Annotated in this window: 12 protein-coding genes; 2 read left to right on the forward strand and 10 right to left on the reverse strand. The window is 50.3% G+C overall.

The features are described 5' to 3' along the window. Nucleotides 1–8 precede the first annotated feature (8 nt). Both R3I13_RS18790 and R3I13_RS18795 read left to right on the forward strand, forming a co-directional pair. Nucleotides 9–707, forward strand: a complete 699-nt coding sequence (locus tag R3I13_RS18790) for a hypothetical protein (RefSeq protein ID WP_346319501.1) — start codon at nt 9–11, stop codon at nt 705–707. A gap of 36 nt (nt 708–743) precedes the next feature. Continuing rightward, nucleotides 744–1691 (forward strand): DUF5007 domain-containing protein, encoded by a 948-nt coding sequence (locus R3I13_RS18795; protein ID WP_346319502.1) that lies wholly within the window; start codon nt 744–746, stop codon nt 1689–1691. Nucleotides 1692–1761: 70 nt separating this feature from the next. Here the strand turns inward: R3I13_RS18795 and R3I13_RS18800 are convergent, their stop codons facing one another. The 10 genes from R3I13_RS18800 to R3I13_RS18845 all read right to left on the reverse strand — a co-directional run bounded on the left by R3I13_RS18800 (nt 1762) and on the right by R3I13_RS18845 (nt 18565). Further along, nucleotides 1762–2487: a LytTR family DNA-binding domain-containing protein gene (locus R3I13_RS18800; protein WP_346319503.1), complete on the reverse strand. Its 726-nt coding sequence runs from the start codon at nt 2485–2487 to the stop codon at nt 1762–1764. 3 nt (nt 2488–2490) lie between these two features. Further along, nucleotides 2491–3579: a histidine kinase gene (locus tag R3I13_RS18805; RefSeq protein ID WP_346319504.1), complete on the reverse strand. Its 1089-nt coding sequence runs from the start codon at nt 3577–3579 to the stop codon at nt 2491–2493. A gap of 278 nt (nt 3580–3857) precedes the next feature. After that, a complete protein-coding gene (locus tag R3I13_RS18810; protein ID WP_346319505.1) occupies nt 3858–6056 on the reverse strand; it encodes an outer membrane beta-barrel family protein in 2199 nt (732 codons plus the stop codon). Nucleotides 6057–6225: 169 nt separating this feature from the next. Further along, the gene (locus R3I13_RS18815) at nt 6226–7569 is read right to left on the reverse strand and encodes a DNA mismatch repair protein (protein ID WP_346319506.1); all 1344 of its coding nucleotides are present in this window, start codon (nt 7567–7569) and stop codon (nt 6226–6228) included. After that, the gene (locus tag R3I13_RS18820; protein WP_346319507.1) at nt 7566–8897 is read right to left on the reverse strand and encodes a DNA mismatch repair protein; all 1332 of its coding nucleotides are present in this window, start codon (nt 8895–8897) and stop codon (nt 7566–7568) included. Before R3I13_RS18820 ends, R3I13_RS18815 begins: the two co-directional genes overlap by 4 nt. Nucleotides 8898–8900: 3 nt before the next feature. Then, nucleotides 8901–11198 carry a DUF4350 domain-containing protein gene (locus R3I13_RS18825; RefSeq protein ID WP_346319508.1) on the reverse strand — a complete coding sequence of 766 codons (2298 nt, stop codon included), beginning with the start codon at nt 11196–11198 and terminating at the stop codon, nt 8901–8903. A gap of 13 nt (nt 11199–11211) precedes the next feature. Next, nucleotides 11212–12135 carry an ABC transporter ATP-binding protein gene (locus R3I13_RS18830; RefSeq protein ID WP_346319509.1) on the reverse strand — a complete coding sequence of 308 codons (924 nt, stop codon included), beginning with the start codon at nt 12133–12135 and terminating at the stop codon, nt 11212–11214. Between the two features lie 126 nt (nt 12136–12261). Beyond that, nucleotides 12262–13602 (reverse strand): RagB/SusD family nutrient uptake outer membrane protein, encoded by a 1341-nt coding sequence (locus R3I13_RS18835; protein WP_346319510.1) that lies wholly within the window; start codon nt 13600–13602, stop codon nt 12262–12264. Nucleotides 13603–13653: 51 nt separating this feature from the next. Then, nucleotides 13654–17178, reverse strand: a complete 3525-nt coding sequence (locus tag R3I13_RS18840) for a SusC/RagA family TonB-linked outer membrane protein (RefSeq protein WP_346319511.1) — start codon at nt 17176–17178, stop codon at nt 13654–13656. Nucleotides 17179–17398: 220 nt separating this feature from the next. Next, nucleotides 17399–18565: a FecR domain-containing protein gene (locus R3I13_RS18845; protein WP_346319512.1), complete on the reverse strand. Its 1167-nt coding sequence runs from the start codon at nt 18563–18565 to the stop codon at nt 17399–17401. Nucleotides 18566–18593 lie beyond the last annotated feature (28 nt).

Genomic DNA, 18593 nt, shown 5'->3' on the forward strand with positions numbered 1-18593 from the left:
TATTTGTGATGAAAAGATTCAGACTGAAATATTTCCTGGTTGGCGCGGCATTGATCGCAGCGGCAGCATCCTGTAAAAAAGAACACTTTAAAGACGGCGGTACCCACACCGGCAAGCTGGATACGGATATCTATTCCTTCCTGCAATCCCGCCCCTTCGAATTTGATACCATCGTGCAGATACTGGATAAGACCGGGCTGGCGGAAGAAGTGAAGAAGAACAATATCACTTTTTTCGCGCCCAAGGACCTCTGCATCGTCAACTACCTGAAGAAAAGAGGCGGCACGAAGCTGGAAGACGTGCCTGTTGCTGAGCTGAAGGCCGCGATGATGAAATACATCATCCCCAACAAAAAGATATGGAGAGATGAAGTATCATTCTTCAACGTACCCGGCGGCGGCGGTGACTACGTTACGAACCTGGCAGGCGACTCCATGCTGGTAGACGCCCCTGCGCGGCAGGATTACAACGGCGTGAAAGAAGCCGGCCCGAAATTCATCCGCATCTGGTACCCGAACGGTTATGCATACGCCCGCTCCAGAAGGTTCGACGCGGCCAACACCTGGCCTGAAACACAGGAGCCCGGCCCGAAGTACTACAATCCCTGGGTGAACAGCGGGAACGTGATCACCAGCGATCTGCAGGCTACCAACGGCAACATCCAGGTGCTGAACGGCTCCCATACCTTCAATTTCCCTTACAAATAGACCCGATTATCTGAACGGTACTTAAAACTTTGCATCATGACTCATAAGAATATAATGGTAAAAGCAGCCCTGGGCCTGGCATTGCTGGGCGGTATCCTGTACGGGTGCCGTAAGGTGGACCTACAGGACGGCTACATCGCTGAAACCATTCGTTACAAAGACAAGATCATCACCCTGGAAACAGGCCGCGATATCATGAAAGGCGACCTTATCCTCGACCGTACCACCGGCCCTATTACGGTGGAACTGGTAGACATCCATACCAAAGACGGCAAACCTGCTCCTGAAATGCTCCAGGAAGTAGATGCCGTGGAATGGAAAGAGGAATTCACCGGCCAGGAAAAAACACTGGAGGAGCTGGAAGCCAAAAAACAGATCGTAAAACGCCCGGTGTTCGAGATCAATAAATCCGACGGCCGCCTGAAATTCAGGAAAGAAAGCTACGACATGGCGGCGAACGTGTATATGATAGACGTGAAAGTGACCAACGGCGCGGGTTCCCGCATTATCAAAGACGCGGTGGAAGTGAACGTGGTAAAAGGCAAGGACTTCGAATACCGCAATGACTACGCCTGGATCGTGTGCGCGGATTATGATTGGGACAACTGCGCGCCTTATTTCGATTCCGTGAACATCCAGATCGAGAGCTTCAAATACATGGGGCCCGGCAGTATGATGACCTGGAAGTTCAAAGACCAGAACGGCAATATCATGGATCCCAGCAAATTCCCCGAAGGCAGCAAACAGAAAGGCAAACGCCTGGAAGACTTCGTGTTTGCCTACCGCAAGTTCAGCGACCGCCTGGAGTACGACTGTGCGTATCCTTTCAACGCAGGCAGCAATCCCCGGGAGTTTGAGTGGTGGGTGCCCGGCTCATCCTTCGGGAAAGACGCGCGGCACGATATGTTCGCGGCCGTCTTCTTCCAGATCTTCAGGCCGGGGAAGTGGGAGATCGTCTGGAAAGTGCAACTGCTCAATCAATAATTAAGCATAGCAATTGATTTGATTACTGTAGATGAAAAAAAGGGCCCCGGTATCGCTCCGGGGCCTTTTTTTATTTCTTGTTCGTCATGATCTTTTCCTTCATCTGGTTCATGAACCCTTCCCGGTAGGTATCCCCCACGGGCACGGCTTCTTCCGTATGCTCCAGGTACACGAGGTTGCCTTCAATCATCCTGATGAAACCGGTGGCCAGCAGGAACGATTTGTGCGTGCGTGCGAAATCGCTTGCCGGCAGGCGTTCTTCAAGGTCCTTCATATTCAGCAGCGCTATGATCTTCTCGCCCAGCCGGGTATGTATCTTCACATAGTTCTTCAGCCCTTCTATGAACAGGATGTCTTTGATGTTGATCTTGATCAGCTTGCCTTTCTGCTCGGTTTTCACAAAAATAAAATCGTTCTCTTCCTTCACGCCGGGCGTAACGGGTGTTATGAGTGAAAGGGCGCGCTGTGCGCCTTTGATGAACCGGGCGAAGGAGATGGGCTTCAGCAGGTAATCCACCACTTCGTTCTCAAACCCTTCCATGGCGTATTCGCTGTAGGCGGTGGTAAGTATCACTTTACACTTTCCGTTGATGGCCTTTATGAAATCGATGCCGGTCATAGACGGCATTTGCACGTCCAGGAAAATGAGGTCTATTTTGTGCTGGTGCAGCAACTGCAGCCCCTCCAGCGGGTCGGTGGTGGAGTAGAGCAGGTTGAGGAAGGGCGTTTGTTTGATGTGATGCGCCAGCAGGTCGATGGCGTGCTGTTCGTCGTCTATCACAATACAGTTGATCATATACTACAGGTTTATGATGAGTTCGGAGGTGTAAAAATGTTCGTTTTCAGTAGTGGTAAAGGTATGCTTATTGGCGTACATCAGCTGGAGGCGCTGCTTTACATTGTTCAGCCCGATGCCGGTGCTCAGCTCTTTGGGACCGGCTTTCTTTTTGTTGCTGATGTAAAAACGGATGAGCTGCTGGTCGGATTCTGTTCTGACCACCAGCGGGTTGGCGGGGTCCAGCAGGTCGCCGTGTTTGAAGGCGTTTTCCACCAGGGTAATGAGAATCAGCGGGGTGATGCGCGCGTTAGGATTGTCTACCTGTTCGCTGTATTGAATGCTGAGCTTGTTGTTGAACCGCATCTGGTTGATCGCTATCACGTTCTTCATATGCGTTATTTCCTTGAACAGCGCCACTTTCCCTTCCGCGTCCTCTTCTTTCCCCAGGGCATACCGCATGATGTCTGACAGCAGGAGCACGGCGTTGCTTACTTCTTCGCTCAGCGGCACTGTTTTGCTGTAAATAAAACTTAAGGAGTTGAACAGGAAATGCGGGTTGATCTGGTATTTGATGGCGCTCAGCTCGGCGTCCATTTTTTGCTTCTGCAGCTCGTCTTCCCGTTTGTTGCGGTGATTGTTGTCTATGAAGATGGCTACTACGAAGCCGACGAAGAGGTGGAACAGGTAGGAGAAAACAGTAATGAAGCTATAGAACAGGAATTTATTCCTGACCATGAAGTCCCGCATGGACTGCGGGTTGTTGCTGGCGTTAAAATCGGTTTTGCTGTACTCGAACAGGAATGTGTACAGCAGCTTGGCGGCAAACAGCAGCAGGATCAAGAAGAAGAACCTCCCCAGCTTCCTGTCGCGCAGGTAAGGTAGCCAGGCCACGAATATGAGGACGTAATAGGTAATTGTAAACTCGGCGATGGACTTCAGTGTGGAAAGTATGAACCCGCCGTATTTTTCGTACGCCCGGGTGGTGGCCTGCGGGTCGAGCGTGTAGATAAAACCGTAGAAGAACAGGAAAAATACCGTTGCGATAAGTGCCAGTATCAGTATCCGTTTCCATTCCGTTTTGAAGAATTTGGCTGTTTGTTCCAGTAACATGGTGGTTTTTGCTGTGTTTATTCAAATATAACAAATAATGATTTCCCGCTTGATTCTCCCGATATGGGAAAATCCCTTCATTGCCCCGAAAGACCGTCATTGCGAGGAGCAGCAGGGGGTACTGTGCAACCGGAAGCGCGACGAAGCAATCTCCTCCCTGGCCTGGAGTATTCCAATTCAATGAGAGAGATTGCTTCGTCGCCCTCCCGCTTGGGCTCTGCTGCTCCTCGCAATGACGGGGCGTTGCTGGTTAAAAGGAAGCTTCCAGGAGATCGCTGTTACAAGCCCTGCTGTGCGTTGGTCCTTCCCGCTTCGCTTTCGATGGCGTTCTTGCGGGTTTTGGCCGCTTTCACAGTGTTGCTGCCGAACTTATAGTTAAAGGTCAGGTTCACCACGCGGGTGTCGTTGTTCATTTTTGCAAGGTTGTGCACGTTGGCGTATTTCACTTCAAAGCGCATCGGCTGGGTGTTGAAAATGTCCACGATGCCAAGCTTGAGCGAGCCTTTGTTCTTCAGCACGTTCTTGGTCACCCCGAAGTCCAGCCCGCCTGCGGGTTTCATCACGGCGTAGCCTGCCATGAAAGGCCCGCGGAAGTTGCCGTTCAGCTCTGCGGTGAAGCCTTTGGGCAGGGTGAAGGTGTTCTGCATGTTCACCATGCCGGTCACACTGCTCTTTTGGTAGGCGATGCCGTTCATATTGGTGCTGATGTCCAGCCAGAGGCCGGTAACGGTCCAGGTGGTGCGGATCTTGGGGGTGATGGGCTTTACCCATACCAGGTTCAGGTAGGCCACGTTGAAGTCTGTCTGGTTGTCGAAGCTGGTGATCTGCACCTTGGTGTCCGGGTCCTGGTTGAAGATCATGCTGAGGTTGTCTTTCACGATGTTGAAGCCCAGTGTGGTGAACAGGGAGTAGTTGTGACTCCAGGTGCCCTGGATGGTCTGCGACAGCACGGGCTTGATGTTTGGGTTGCCCTGGCGGTAGCTGTACGCGTTCTGGTAAGTTACAAAGGGGTTCACGATATCGAAGCCGAAGCGGGTGATGCTCCTGCGGTAGCTGAAGCTGAACTGGTCCCTGGCGCTTTTCATGTAGCTCACGCTGGCGCTGGGGAACAGCTGCACGTAGTCGCGCTCGAATTTCTGGTCCATGGTCAGGCTGTTGCCGGTGGCATGTGTATGCTCGGCGCGCAGCATGGCCTGGATGGTGTATTTCTTGATGGTCTTGGTAAGCCCTGCGTACGCGGCGTTCACGTTTTCTTTGTAAATGAAGTGATTGGTCTTGCCGCCGTCGTTTTCCCACTGGCCGTTGAACTGGTTTTCCCAGCGGGTATCGTTGTCCGTTTCGGTGAAGGTGGTTTTGAGGCCGGCCTCCAGCTTGGCGAACTTCAGCTGCTGGGTATAGTCTGCGCTTAAAGAGTACAGGTTGATGCGGGACTCGGTATTGTTGCGGATGTAGGTAGGATCGCCGGAAGGCACTTCTTTGACGGTGAAGTAGTGGCCATTAAAATCGTCGTTCCAGTCCTTGCTGTGATTGAAATAGTCGGCATTGATGCTCAGTTCGTTCTTATGTTTTTCGCTGCCGGTCTTGAAATATACGTTCACGCTGGGATTCACAAGGGTCTGCCGGCCGGTGGCGGTCTGGCGGAAAATGGAATCCGGCAGGGTGGTCTGGTTGTCGTTGGCGCGGTGGCGGTTGTTGAACATGCTTTTCACGAGAAAGCCCGCGGTGGTGGATTTGGACAGGTCGAAATCCGCGCCTGCCTTCAGGTTGTGGCTGTTGCGCTCTTCGCGGTTGTAATCGCTGTCTTCGAGGGTATAATTGCCGGGGAAGAAGCGTTCGGCGGTAGTATGCACGAACTGTTTGGCGTAGATGTAATCGTAGCCGCCATACAGGGTTGCTTTTTTGGTGCGGTGGTTGAGGGTGAAGCCGGTGTTGCTGCGGGGATAACGGCCAAAGCCGCCGCCCACGGTCACGGAGCCGTTGGTGCCCATGTCCTTGCTTTTCAGCATTTTAATGTTGATGATGGCCCCGTCCTGCGCGTCGTATTTGGCGGAAGGGTTGCTCATCAGCTCCAGCTTTTCGATGTTGCTGCCGGGCGTGCTGTTCAGCAGGTTCTTCAGGTCGTCCCCGCTGAGGCGGCTCGGCCGCCCGTCTATGTAAACGGATACGTTCCTGCCGTTCAGCTGGAGGGTATTGTTATTGTCCGCGGTTACTCCGGGCGATTTGGAAACGATCTCCCAGGCATTGGAACCAGCCGCGGTGGCGGATTTGGAAACGTTCACCACCATCGTGCCGCCCTGCATAGTGATGGGCGGGGCGCTGCTGGTAACGTTCACCTCTTTTAACTGCTTCACGGAAGGGGCCGGGATGCTGTCTCTTTTGGCGGAAGGAGCGGGGATCGTGTCTTTTCGCTGTGCGCTGCCGGTTGCAGCGGTCATAAGCATAGTGGCGGAAAGAAGGGTCGTAAAAAGTGTTCGCATACAGGTAATTTTGATGATGCAAACTTATTACGCAACCGGCCGGCTTGAAAATTTGATACACCAACAGGCCCATTTAAAGGATCAACCGGGTTGGTCACCTGCGAACCGGTTTTTTCCCGGTATCAACAGGGAAGGCCGCCCCCGGCATTGAAGTGTCCCCGGAAAGTGTCTAACTTTTTGGGGGCACTTCACAATTCTGCCGGATCAGCTCAACTATTTTTTCGTTTTCAATGATCATCATTCCCTGGCGGTCGGCGGTAATTCCCTCTTTTAACTGGTAGGTGTATGCCGGCCTGCCTTCTTTGATAATGGTAGGCAGGTAATCATAACGGATATGCCCGCAGCGTTCCTTTAGCGCTTCTCCTACCTCAATGATATGTGTTGAGACCAGGAAAAAGCAATTCCTGTGAGCGGAAAATGCTTCTGTTATGGACAAGGTTGCCTCATAAGCATCTTTTACGTTTGTACCTTTAAACAATTCATCAAACAGCACCACCAGGTTTTTGGGAGTGCTGACGGTTTCCGCCACTTTCTTCACCCGGCGCACTTCCGCATAAAAATGGCTATACCCGTGCTCAAGATCGTCAGGAACATTGATAGATGAAAAGATCCCATCCTTAATTGAAAACTCCATTTCCGCCGCAGCAACAGGCAAGCCGGCATGTGCAAGATATACGGCTATGCCTGTTGCCTTCATGTAGGTGGATTTTCCTGCCATGTTAGCCCCGGTCAGAAACACCACATTACTGTCCCCATCAAAGAAAGCAGGGTTGGAAACCGGCTTTTCAAGCAGCGGGTGGTATAATCCTTCAATACGGAGAACATTCCTCTCTGCCGGCAAAACCCTGGCATAGGTATATCCCCGCTCAGCGGCTACCCTGCCTACCGAAATGCCGGCATCCAGCCGGAAGATGAACTGCAGCAAGGTTTTTATTTCATGTTTCATTTGCGAACGCAGGCAATGATCGAAACCGATCAGTTGCCACAAAGTGGGCTTCCCATCTGCCGGGTGATTATCCAGCCATTTCATGCGCTTATCTGTAAAGGTTTGTTGAATGGCGGCCAATTGATCTGCGTATGGATGGTTTGTATTTTTTTGCTGCTGGCAAATAAAATGACGGATAACCTTAAGAACACCGATGGTTTTAATGCAACCTGATTCCAGCGTCTTGTATTCTTCCGTGCCGGTTACTGAGCTGCGGACCTTCAGGGAAATTACTCTCCATGTGGTATCCAGGAGACTTTCACTGCCGGCAAAAAGGTATTGTTCCGTCTCCGCAAAATCTTCCGCGGAAAATGGCAAAACGGCAGGATGATGGCTGAAATACTTAAATGCGGTTACCCTGTTTTGAATAGCTTCCACATCCGTTAGTGGCTCCCGGAACATCTTCTCTAATAATTGCCTGCCCCCGCTGGTTAGCGTACGGTCAAACAGTTTGTAAACGGAATTGCCTTTATACCTGCCGAACAGGCTCAGGTCTTCCAGTGTCTGCTTATCTGCTAAGAAACTCATGCTCCTTCGGTTTTGTGCCGGCCATTGCGGATGATATCCAGAATACCTTCGTTATTGATAATTATCATGCCATGCCTGTCTTCCGTAATTCCCGGTGTCAGCCGGTAGGAGTATACCGGTTTATTTCCCCGCATGGTTGTGGGCATATAGGTGAAATAGATGTTGGGATGCTTTTCCTTCAAAACCTCTCCTGCTTCTATGATATGGGTAGATACGATAAACATGCAGTTTTTCCTGGAAGAAAATGCGCTGGTGACTGCAATGGTGGCATCGCAGGCATCTTTAACATTGGTTCCGCGGAACAGCTCGTCGAAAATGATAAAGAGGTTCCTGGATTGGCCCAATTCCTGCGCCACCTTTTTTATGCGCAATACTTCCGCGTAAAAGTGGCTGCTGCCGGAAGATAAATTATCGGAAAGGTTGATCGTCGTGTATATACCGTCCCTTACGGAGAATTCCATTTTCCCGGCAGCGACAGGAAAGCCAATGTGCGCAACATACATTGCAATGCCGAGAGATTTCATAAAAGTTGATTTTCCCGCCATATTTGCGCCTGTAAGGAAAATGATATTACTTTCAGGTGTAATGTGCAATGTGTTCGGAACTGCATTTTTTACCAATGGATGGTATACATTTTCCAGGTGCACGGTATGCAACCCCTTGTCAAGCACCTTGGGAAAAGCGAACTGGTGGCGCCGGGCCGTTTTCGCAACTGAAATATAAACATCCAGGGTATAAATGTTGCGCATGATAAGCCCCAATGTTTTCCTGCAACGAAAACGCAGCAGATCATCATAGCGGACGGCTGCGGCATGGGTCATTTTTTTTGGCGCATCTTCCTGCATAACAGGCAAGAGGTCTTCGTTTTCGAGCAGCCTTCGCAGTTCTGTTAATACGCCTATCCCGGCTGGGTCCTGCCACAGGAATTTTTTCAGGGCAAACAGGATGTCCAGCATGGCAACTACGCCATTGCTGATCACCTGGTAGTCATGGTCTTTGGCAATAAGAGAACGAACCTTGTCCCCCAATGTTTCCTTTTCGTGAGAGAGGCGTGTGCGCTCATCTTCCAGCGACAGGTACAATTCAGCGCCGCTGAACCAGGAACAGTTAAAGGGGAACTCTGTTGCTGAAGCACCAAAGTGTTGTATGGACCGGATACGGTCATTGATGGCATCCGCATCTGCCAGCGGGTACCGGAACATTTCTTCCAGCATAGCGCTGCCCCCTCTTGTGGCCGTATGATCGTAAATTGTAAAAACAGAATCCACCCCGGGCTTTCCGAATATATTGAGATCGTCTGTTGTTTGTTTGTCTGTATTGAAATGCATAGCTTATTTTCTTTTCCGCCTCAACAGGACAATAACCGCGGCTGCGAGCAACAAACCCGGCAGCACCCATATGTAGATGATCCTTAACAGTTTCACGCGTTCTTTTGTCACCGTCACGTTTATGTCTTTCGGTGGCGGCCTGCTGCTGTCGATCGGGAATTCGCCGTCATTCAACCAACTGAAAAGACCGGTGGAAAACATAAAATTGACGCTCCGTAAATTGAAGCGGTTCAGTTCCGCATTACTCATAAAGTCCGCATCGCCCAGTACTACAATACGTTGTTCCTTCTGATTGATTTTCCTGGAGAGGCCCAGCGCGGTGGGAAAAGATGCGCGCTCATCGCCGTCTGCGGCATTGAACACCACTTCTGCGGAATCTCTTACCAGCTCGCCCTTTTTCAGCCAGCTAACTGCCGGATCGGTCATCAGCAAGGGGAAGATCCTGAATGAGCCGGTATCTGCATAGGAAAACGCGCTGGCATTAGGCATGGACACCCTGGCGCTGTCATGATGGGCATGCGCCAAAGGAGGAAAGAATGTTGCGCATTCCGGCGTCAGGTAGGATGTTACCAGTTCCTGCTGTAACTCTTTGCTGGTCTGGACCAGGATGCCTTTCCTCAACTGGACGCCTAATTTTGAAAGCAGGGGATTCAGCATATCCTGTTTGCCCGGCTCTCCTGCAATGAGTATATTGCCACCTTCATCGATATATTGCCCGAGTTTATCCATTTCGTGCCCGGACAGCTTTACCCTGGGGTCAGCCAGCACGAGTGCTGTAATATCTTTGGGAATATCCTGGGCATTCAATGCGAGGGTATCCACATCAAATCCCTGGTTGATGAGGGAGTTGCGGAAAGTTTTCAGATTGGTAAGCGCCCTGTAATCCCGGTCGCCGATCTTATTGATATCTCTTTCAAGGTTCCCCATCAGGAAAATGATCTTTGGCATACGGGCGCCCTGGAGTCTTTTTAGAGCGGCTGATACTTCTGTTTCACTGGGCCAGCGCTTGTTGTCATCAAATACCCGGAGGAAGGTGGTCCTTCCTTTATACTTCAATTGCATCACATACCTGTTAAGCTCCGGCTTGAGATCGATGATTTTACGTATTTCTTCCGGCTTTTTGAATACCTGAAAAGAAACATCCCTGTTGTCCGCTATCTGCTTTGCATATTCCTCCAGTGTTTTGTTGCCCATATACCGGGCAAAATTCGCGTTCTCGTATGAAGTATCGTAGTATTGAACGGTATTCAGCGTTATGTTGTGCTTAAAACGCAGGTAGGGTTCCCATCTTTGGATATTGGTATTGTATGATTTGGGCTCGCCAAGTGAAAATAGCCCGCTCATCAGGTTGTTATAAGCGGTTACTTCCAGCGGCTCATCCATTTCCTTTAAGATCTTCTGGGCGCTTACGGCCAGCGTCCTTGATTGATCGGCGGTAGCATCATAATAACCGATCAGTGAAGGGATGGAGCTGATATAACCGATGGCCAGCGTACATACAAACACCAGAAGATACCGGCCTGTTCTTACCACGAAAGGAACAGATTCCATAGCAGCCATCATCCTGTAGATGGTGAAGCCCAGGAACATGAATACAATAGCCGCAAAATAGATCACATCTTTGCTTGTGATGAGGCCGCCCAGCATACTGCCTGTCCGCCCGGAGATAGATAAGAAATAAGTAAGGTTGCGGACGAAGGCTATATCCTGCCATAAGTCGCCGATCTTGCTAAGCACGCCGAACATAACAAATGTGCAGATGGCCGCTACGATCTGGTAGTTGGTAAGGCTGGACATAAAGATCCCGATAGCTGAATAAGCGCATAGTAAAAGGAAAAATCCCAGCATGCCGCTGAACAGCATGCCCATATCAGCAGATACGACATGGAAATAGCCGGATAATACAAAGCCCCCTATGACCAACACCAGCAAAAAGCTATAGATCATCATGGACAAAAATTTCCCCAAAACGATCTCCCTGATCTCTATCGGGGAAGAGTGAAGAAGTTTTATCGTACCGCTGCTCGTTTCCCGGCTGATCAGTCCCATCGTAAGCAATGGCATATAGAGATAGAGGTTCTGCATTACCGAACCGAACAAGCCGGTCCTGCCAATGAACAAAAACGATGTGACGCTCATCAAAATTTTCCCGCTGTTTTCCTGCTCCCTTGCCAACATGTCCAGGGCGCTGATGTAAACGATTGCGCATTGCACCAGGAATATGATGATCAGGAACCAGGCGATCGGGGAAAAGAACAAGGTGCGTAATTCGGTCTTTGCAACTCTGATTATTGTTTTCATTTATTGCTGGTCGTTATGATTGGTTGGACAATTGTTTGAATATTTCGTCGAGCGCGCTCTTATCCAGGTTCAGTTCCCGCAGTTTCCAGCCATGCTGTACGCTGGCCGCTACGATCCTTTCCGTTACTTCCTGGTCTCCATTGAAGAACAGCCGTACCTGGCGTTCAGTAAGGAATTCCGCTTTGCTGATGCCTTCGATCTGCTCCAGCACGGACGCGGCAGGCGGGTTTTCCAGGCGGAGCACCAAACTGTGCGGCTCTACATAATTATTGAATGCATCGATCGTATCGGAAAAAACGATGCTGCCGTTTTCAATCATCTTGATCTCTTTGCATAATAGCTGTACCTCGGTTAACACGTGCGAAGAAAAAATAACCGCCCGCTCCTGCGCGATCTCTTTGATGAGCGCCCTCACCTGGACGATCTGGTTGGGATCAAGCCCATTGGTAGGTTCGTCCAGCACGACCAGCTTTGGACGATGCACGATAGCCTGTGCAATACCCACACGCTGGCGGTAGCCGCCTGAAAGATTGGAGATCAAACGCTTGCTGAAATGGGCAATGCCACATTGTTCCTTTACCTCATCAACGGCGGATTTCATCCTGCTGCGCGGTATCAGCCGGAGGCCGGCGCAGTAGTACAGGTATTCGTCTACAGTAAGGTCCATATACAGCGGCGGAGTTTGCGGAAGAAAACCGATCTCTTTTTTAGCGCGCGCCGGATCTTCCTTCATATTCAGCCCGTTGATATAAACATTCCCTTCCGTTTGCTTTAAGGCTCCGCAGAGTATGTTCATCGTGGTGGATTTCCCTGCGCCATTGGAGCCCAGCAACCCTACAATGCCTGTTTTCCCGATAACCATGTTGATATCACGGATAGCCCACTTCGTAGCGTACTTATGGGATAACCCTTCAATCCTTACAATGTTGTTTTCCATCTCTTGTTATATTATTTCCGTTTTCATCTATGGCATAAAAAATCACCAGCCCGGATCCCGGCCGGACAGTAAAAGATAATATGGAACGGCAGCCTATTTAAGCAGCACTGCCGTTCCCGGTAAGTATCAGGGATTTTGTGTTATTTCAGGATTCTGTGTGATAAGGATACTGGCCAGCGGGAAAACATATCCATTGCCGTCAGGCTCAAGTGTGTAAGTGACATTATTGAAAACCCTGGTCACCGGTTTGGCAAAAAGTGCATCTTTATTAAGCCTGCGTTGATCAAACCAGCGCAATCCTGTTCCGAAGAACTCTCTTCTCCTTTCATCCACTACCAGCTGCAATGCAGCGTCGGCAGTTGCTGCTGCCAGGTCAGCATAGTCTGCGGGCCGGAAGCGGAGTTTTCGTAAGGTGTTCAACATCGTTACTGCCTCATCTTTCTTCCCGGCCCGGGCCAGGCACTCTGCTTTTATCAGCCAGGTTTCGTTTACCGACAGGCCGACTGCGGGGCCATCACCATAGTTCTGCCGCGACCAATATCCCAGGCCGGTGAAACTGGGGTAGAACCTGGTTCCGGATTTTACAAACAGCTCATAGCGTATATCTTTGGTGCCCAGCAGGTCCAGCAGCGGCTGGCTGAGCTGAATGGCGCTGTAGGTTTGCCGGGGAACCTTCCGCAGGAGTACCTGTACGTCGTTGTATTGCGCAGGGAAAACGGGAGAACTACCGGCTATTGCTTCATTATAATCATACAATTGACCGGAAATAGCCAGGGAACTGTCTGCGAAAGCCGCTGCACTGGCAAAATCCCGCATGTTCAGGTAGACCTTGGAAAGCAAAGCATAAGCAGCAGCTTTCGAGGGCCTTGTATTCGATACGGGTTTACCGGGTAAAAAGGGAATAGCCTGGCGGATATCGGCAATTATCTGCTCGTAAGTATCCTTAACCGTGCGCCTGGTCAGGTTTCCCAATAGCTCCGGTTTGAGCAGGATGGGGATACCCGGGTCTTTGCCTGCGGAAGCCGCATCATATTGCTTTGCGTACAAGTTGACAAGCGTAAAGAAGTTGTATGCCCTGTGCACCAATGCTTCTCCTAAAATTGCGTTCTTTACTTCCGGCAGGCCGTTCTTACTCTCCATAACACCATTGATCACCACATTGCAAACATAGTTGGCGGCATAGAGTATATCCCAATCGTAATCATTGTTCCTGTCTACATAAAACGGCTTCCCCCAGGTATAGACAGCCCGGCGGATATTGTTGCTCATGATATTGTCCTGCAGCGTCTGTGCGGTAAGGTCTACGTCATCCGAGCTAAGGACCGGCGGGATCCCGATGGCTTTCTCCAGTTGCTCCCTGTTATCCATCAGTAAACGGAAGTCCTGCGTATAAACCAGCACACGTTGCCCCTGGATAGGCACATTTTCCACATATTTCCTGCACGATAGCAGCGAAGCCATTGCCATTAAACAGCCTAAAACTTTTATGTGAGTATTCATATAATTCTATTATAACGGTTATAAGGTGAGCACAATCCGGAATGAATAATTCGTTAATGGGGGCAGTTGATAGTTATTGCCCGTTGTATACAGGTATTCCGGATCCAGTTTTTCTTTATTGGCAGCCCATATCATTCCCAGGTTCCGGGCAACGGCGCTCAGGGTAATATTTTTGGTGTATATTTTGGCCAGCAGGTAAGCAGGCACCTCGTATGAAAGCGACACCTGCTGCAGGCGGATATTACTGCGGCTGCGGATCAGTAGATCAGAAAAACGGTAACGGTCTATACTGGTGTAATAGACGGTGCCGGGGCCGAATTCAAGGCCGGGTACATTCGTGAAGGCCTCGTCACCGGGTTTCCTCCATCGTTCCTCCAGGTCTCCGCTTCTGCCCACGAAAAGATTGTTGGTAAAGCCGACGGATTCAATGGAAGGTTTACGGAACACGCCGCCAAAGGCGCCCTGGAACTGTACATTCAATTCCAGCCCTTTGTACCGTACCGTATTGCTCCACATGCCTATCCACGGTGAAGTGCTTCTGCCGGAATAAACGCGGATATCCTCGAAGGGATACTCATTTACCGTGTAAGTTTTGCCGGGGTTCTTCGGGTCCCTGATCAGGGATTGCCCTGTATTGTCCAGCCCGGCCCAGGCGTAGGAGAAAACATAATCTGAAGGATAACCGGAGTACAGGTACTCCGGGTCAAAACTGGTAGTTGGCCGTTCGAACCGTGCATCCTTAATGATATTGGTATTGTAGGAAGCATTGATCGTGCTATACCAGTTGAACTTTCTGGAAGCAATGATGTTAACATTCAACCCGATATCCACCCCATGCCCCTGGAGGTTAGCCGTGTTGAACAGGAGCTTGCTGAAACCATAGGTGGAATTGATGGGCAATTCCCAGATGATCTCTGTGGTCCTTTTGCGGTAATATTCCACGGAACCGCTTACCCGGTTGGAGAATAAAGAGAAATCAACGCCGTAGTTCGTCATCCTGGTTTTTTCCCATCCAAGGTTATCCACAGCCGGGGAGCTGATGTTTGCGTAAGGGAAAGTAGTATAAAAATCAGCTCCAAGGATGGAGATAACCGTCACCGGGGCATATCCCTGCGGCGCGTTGCCGCTGGTGCCCAACGTTGCGCGTAAGGCCAGGCGGTTCAGCCAGGATATGTGCTGGAGGAAGTTCTCTTTGCTGACATCCCATTTCACGCCGCCGGACCATAAAGGAATGGCTCTCTTACGCCGTTCAACGCCCAGCAGGTTATAGTCATCAAACCGCATGCTGCCAGACACGGTGTATTTATCCATCAGCGTATAAGAGCCATTGGCGTAGTGAGACAGGGCACGTGTCGTCTTTTCCGTGACGAGCTTGCTCGTGGCGCCGATTGTTTGCGTGGAACCGTATATATCCCTGAATTGCGCTCCGGGGTTGACCGTCCGGAAAGTGTTGATAGCCCTGTCGTAGCCATACCGGATCTCTCCGTCTGCTTTCCCATAGGTTTCCCTGATCTCTGTTCCAAAGAGCAGGTTGAGCTGGTGGATGTCATTAAAAGTTTTATTGACATTGACCTGCCCGCGGAGATTATAGCTTTTTCGGCTGTTCCTGCTGAGATCGAGTTTCCCTCCAAGCGGCACACCAGACACCCGGCCGCCTGTGCTGTTAATGCTCGTTCCTTTGTTTACCAGCATCCGGGCATCGTAACTTTCGGGTTCCCAATAGATCTCTGATTCGCCAAACATCCTGCCGATGTTTCCTGTAACGTTCACACCCAGCCAGGAGGTTATTTTCCCGTTTACAGCCACATTCAATGAAAGGTTATGGCTGGTGCCGGTCGTGTTGCTGTAATTAAGTTCATCTATAGGGGAGTAACTGAACGGCAGGTAACCTTTGCCCTCAAGGTCCCGTGCTACTCTGGGGATCACCAGCAGGTCGTAATACACATTATTGCCTGACGCATCTTTCAAAAGGTCGTAAGGCCGCATGCCGCCGGATACCACGCTCATGGCGGTTACCGCGGAGCTGTTCACTTTATCTTTCGTGTTGCTGAAGGTAAGGTCTGTGCTGACGGAGAGGCGGCCATTCGCCATATGGGAGGTGTTGCCTGCCTTAATAGAATAACCGCGATTGGTGTTGTTCCGATATACACGGTTTTCCTGGTACATGTATCCTGAAAGAAAATAGGAGTTGGTCGCTCCGCCACCCGAAAGGGAAATATTGTATTGTTGTGTTGTCGGGGATTGAAGCAAATAATCTTCCATCTGCGACCTGTTATCGATTTTCCCTAATTCGGTCAGTTGCTCATTCATCTGGGCCTCCGTGATGGTCCCTCTTTTGAAACGGTAAATGATCTCCTGTGCCTGGCTGATATTTTCGGGATAATAACTGCCGGGAGTGCTGGACGGCAAGGGATCCAGAAGCCGGCCTTTGGATATCAGTTCCTTTTCCAGTTCAATATAGGCAGGTACGCTCATCCTTTTTCCATAGTCAAGGCTGGGCCTGCTGCTGGTGCCCAGCGTAGTAGAAAAACTGAGCGTCGGTTTGCTGTTGCGGGTACCGCGTTTGGTCTGGATCACTATTACGCCGTTGGCCGCCTGTATGCCCCAGATAGAGGCGGCGGCGGCATCTTTCAGGAAAGTGATCGTTTCAACATCATCCGGGTTCAGGAAATCCAGCGCGCCATCTTTTATAGCTATTTGTGAAGGAAAGCCGTCTATTACCAATAATGGGTCCGTGGATACCTTGGTATAACTGCTTACGATCGTGGAGAGCCCGCGGATCTTTACGGTGCCGCTACGGCTTTTGTTGGCAGTTGTTTTCATGGAAATATCCACGCCGGGAACAAGGCCCTGCAACCGTTCCAGGATACTGACTACAGGATACTTCCCCAGCTGCCTGGTGGTAACAACGCCAAATGAGCCGGTAGCCCTCTCTTTGGGCAGCAATTCATACCCGTTATTCAGTACAACCTCTACTTCTCCCAGGTTCTTAATATCCTTTTCCATTGTAATGGTCAGGGTACTGCGACCTTCGATCTTTACACTCCTTCCTTTGAAGGCGATACTGGTAAGAAGTAATATGCCATCCTCCGGTACGTTTTCAATTGTAAATTCGCCCCGTGTGTTCGTCATGGTGATCCTTTTTGTATTCCGGAGGGTTACGGTTACATCCGGTATGGGCGTGCCGGCGGAATCGAGGATCAGGCCTTTCAACACCGGTATCAGCGCGGTGTCTGCCACGGGTCCCGTTTTTCTTTCCGACAGGAAGATAGTTTTGCCCTCAACAGTGAAAGTCAGCGGCTGCGTACTGAAGATCTCCGTCAGGAAATCCATCAGCGGCTGATGTTTTGCATTCACGGTTACCGGGGCTGCACGGTCCAGCAGCCGCTCATTAGTGAATACAACATACCCTGTCTGCTTGTACAGCAGGGAGAAAACCTGCTTCAGGGGCAGGTTGGTGCCGGAAATGTTGACTTCCTGGGAGTAAGTGTTTGCGGAGACACTCAGGAAGGATACAAGAAGCATAAAAGCAGTCATTCTCATAATTCGCAGCATTTGAGAAAAGGTGGGCATAAGATTGCCTGCCCGTTCAATCAGAGCGGTTTTTTGCATACTTTTACAATAGTTTGGTTTTAGTAATCTGATTACACTGGATTGCCTAATGGCCGGACGATCGCCGGAAGCCCTTCACTGCTTCCGGTTTCTTTTTTTTGGTTGATACCTGACTTTTTACTGACTGTATTTGATGGTTGATAAATAACTTTTATTGGCTGATAATTAATTTCCCCTCTGAAATTTTCATATTTGCATCCGTCGTACTGTTCAATCCCCGGATCAGCCCTGCAAGACTGATATCCCTGCTGATCCTTCCATAGAACCGGACATTGGGCACTTTGCCGGCATATACCACTTCTACTTCATACCACCGCGCGATCTGGCGCATGGCATGCTCCAGGTCTACCCCGCTGAAATCAAAGAAACCATCTTTCCAGGCCACCACTTTTCCCAGGTCTGTATTTTCTGTCACCTGGATATTATTCAGCAGGCTGGCTTGCTGGCCTGGTCTCAGGATCCGCTCCCGGCCATCCTTTTTTATTCTCAAAGAACCGGTCAGCAGGGTAGTGGTGACATGTTCTTCGTTTTCGTAGGCATTTATGTTGAAACTGGTGCCCAGCACTTCTATGTCTGCCTTGTTATTGATATTCACCAGGAATGGGGCAGCCGCATCCCGGGCCACCTCGAAATATACCTCCCCGGTGATATCAACCTTTCGTTCATGAGCAGGAAAATTGGCAGGATACCTGATCGAACTGGCTGCATTCAGCCAAACCCGGCTGCCATCCGGCAAAGTAACCCTGAACTGCCGCCCCCTTGGAGTAGTAATGGTATTATAGACCAGCTCTCCCGCCGCTTTAGCGGACGGCGAATAGGTTAACTGGCCATTGTGAAGGGTGAGACGCGCACCATTCTGAACAGCGACATTTCCGTTCTGCAAACTATCCAGCACCAGCTGGGAACCGTCATCCAGCGTAAGTATCGCACCATCTTTACCCGGCGCAATATCCCTTATGAGGTCTTTTGTTTGTGCCGTACCAGGCGTTTTCTGTACCAGGTATCGCTCCCCCAGGAAGTATGTACCTATCATTAATACCAGCGCCGCCGCGGCCCAATGCCAGGTCCGGAACAAACTGATCTTTTTCGCCGGCCTGGCAGGTAATGGTGTTTTCAGAACTGCTTCGAGAATATCGCCGGCGGCGGTTTCGTCCATAGGATAATGCGGCACTTCCCCGGAAGCCAGCTTATCGATCCATTCTTTCACTTCTTCTTCATTGGCGGCATCACGTAACAATAAAGCCAGTTCCTCCCGCTCAGCGGAGGTTATACTACGGTCCCGGAACCGGTCAAAAAGATATAAAAGGCGTGTTTGCATTCTCTCTTACTGTAAAGACTCCATGGAA

This window comes from Chitinophaga sp. YIM B06452 (assembly GCF_039655965.1).
Taxonomy (GTDB): domain Bacteria; phylum Bacteroidota; class Bacteroidia; order Chitinophagales; family Chitinophagaceae; genus Chitinophaga.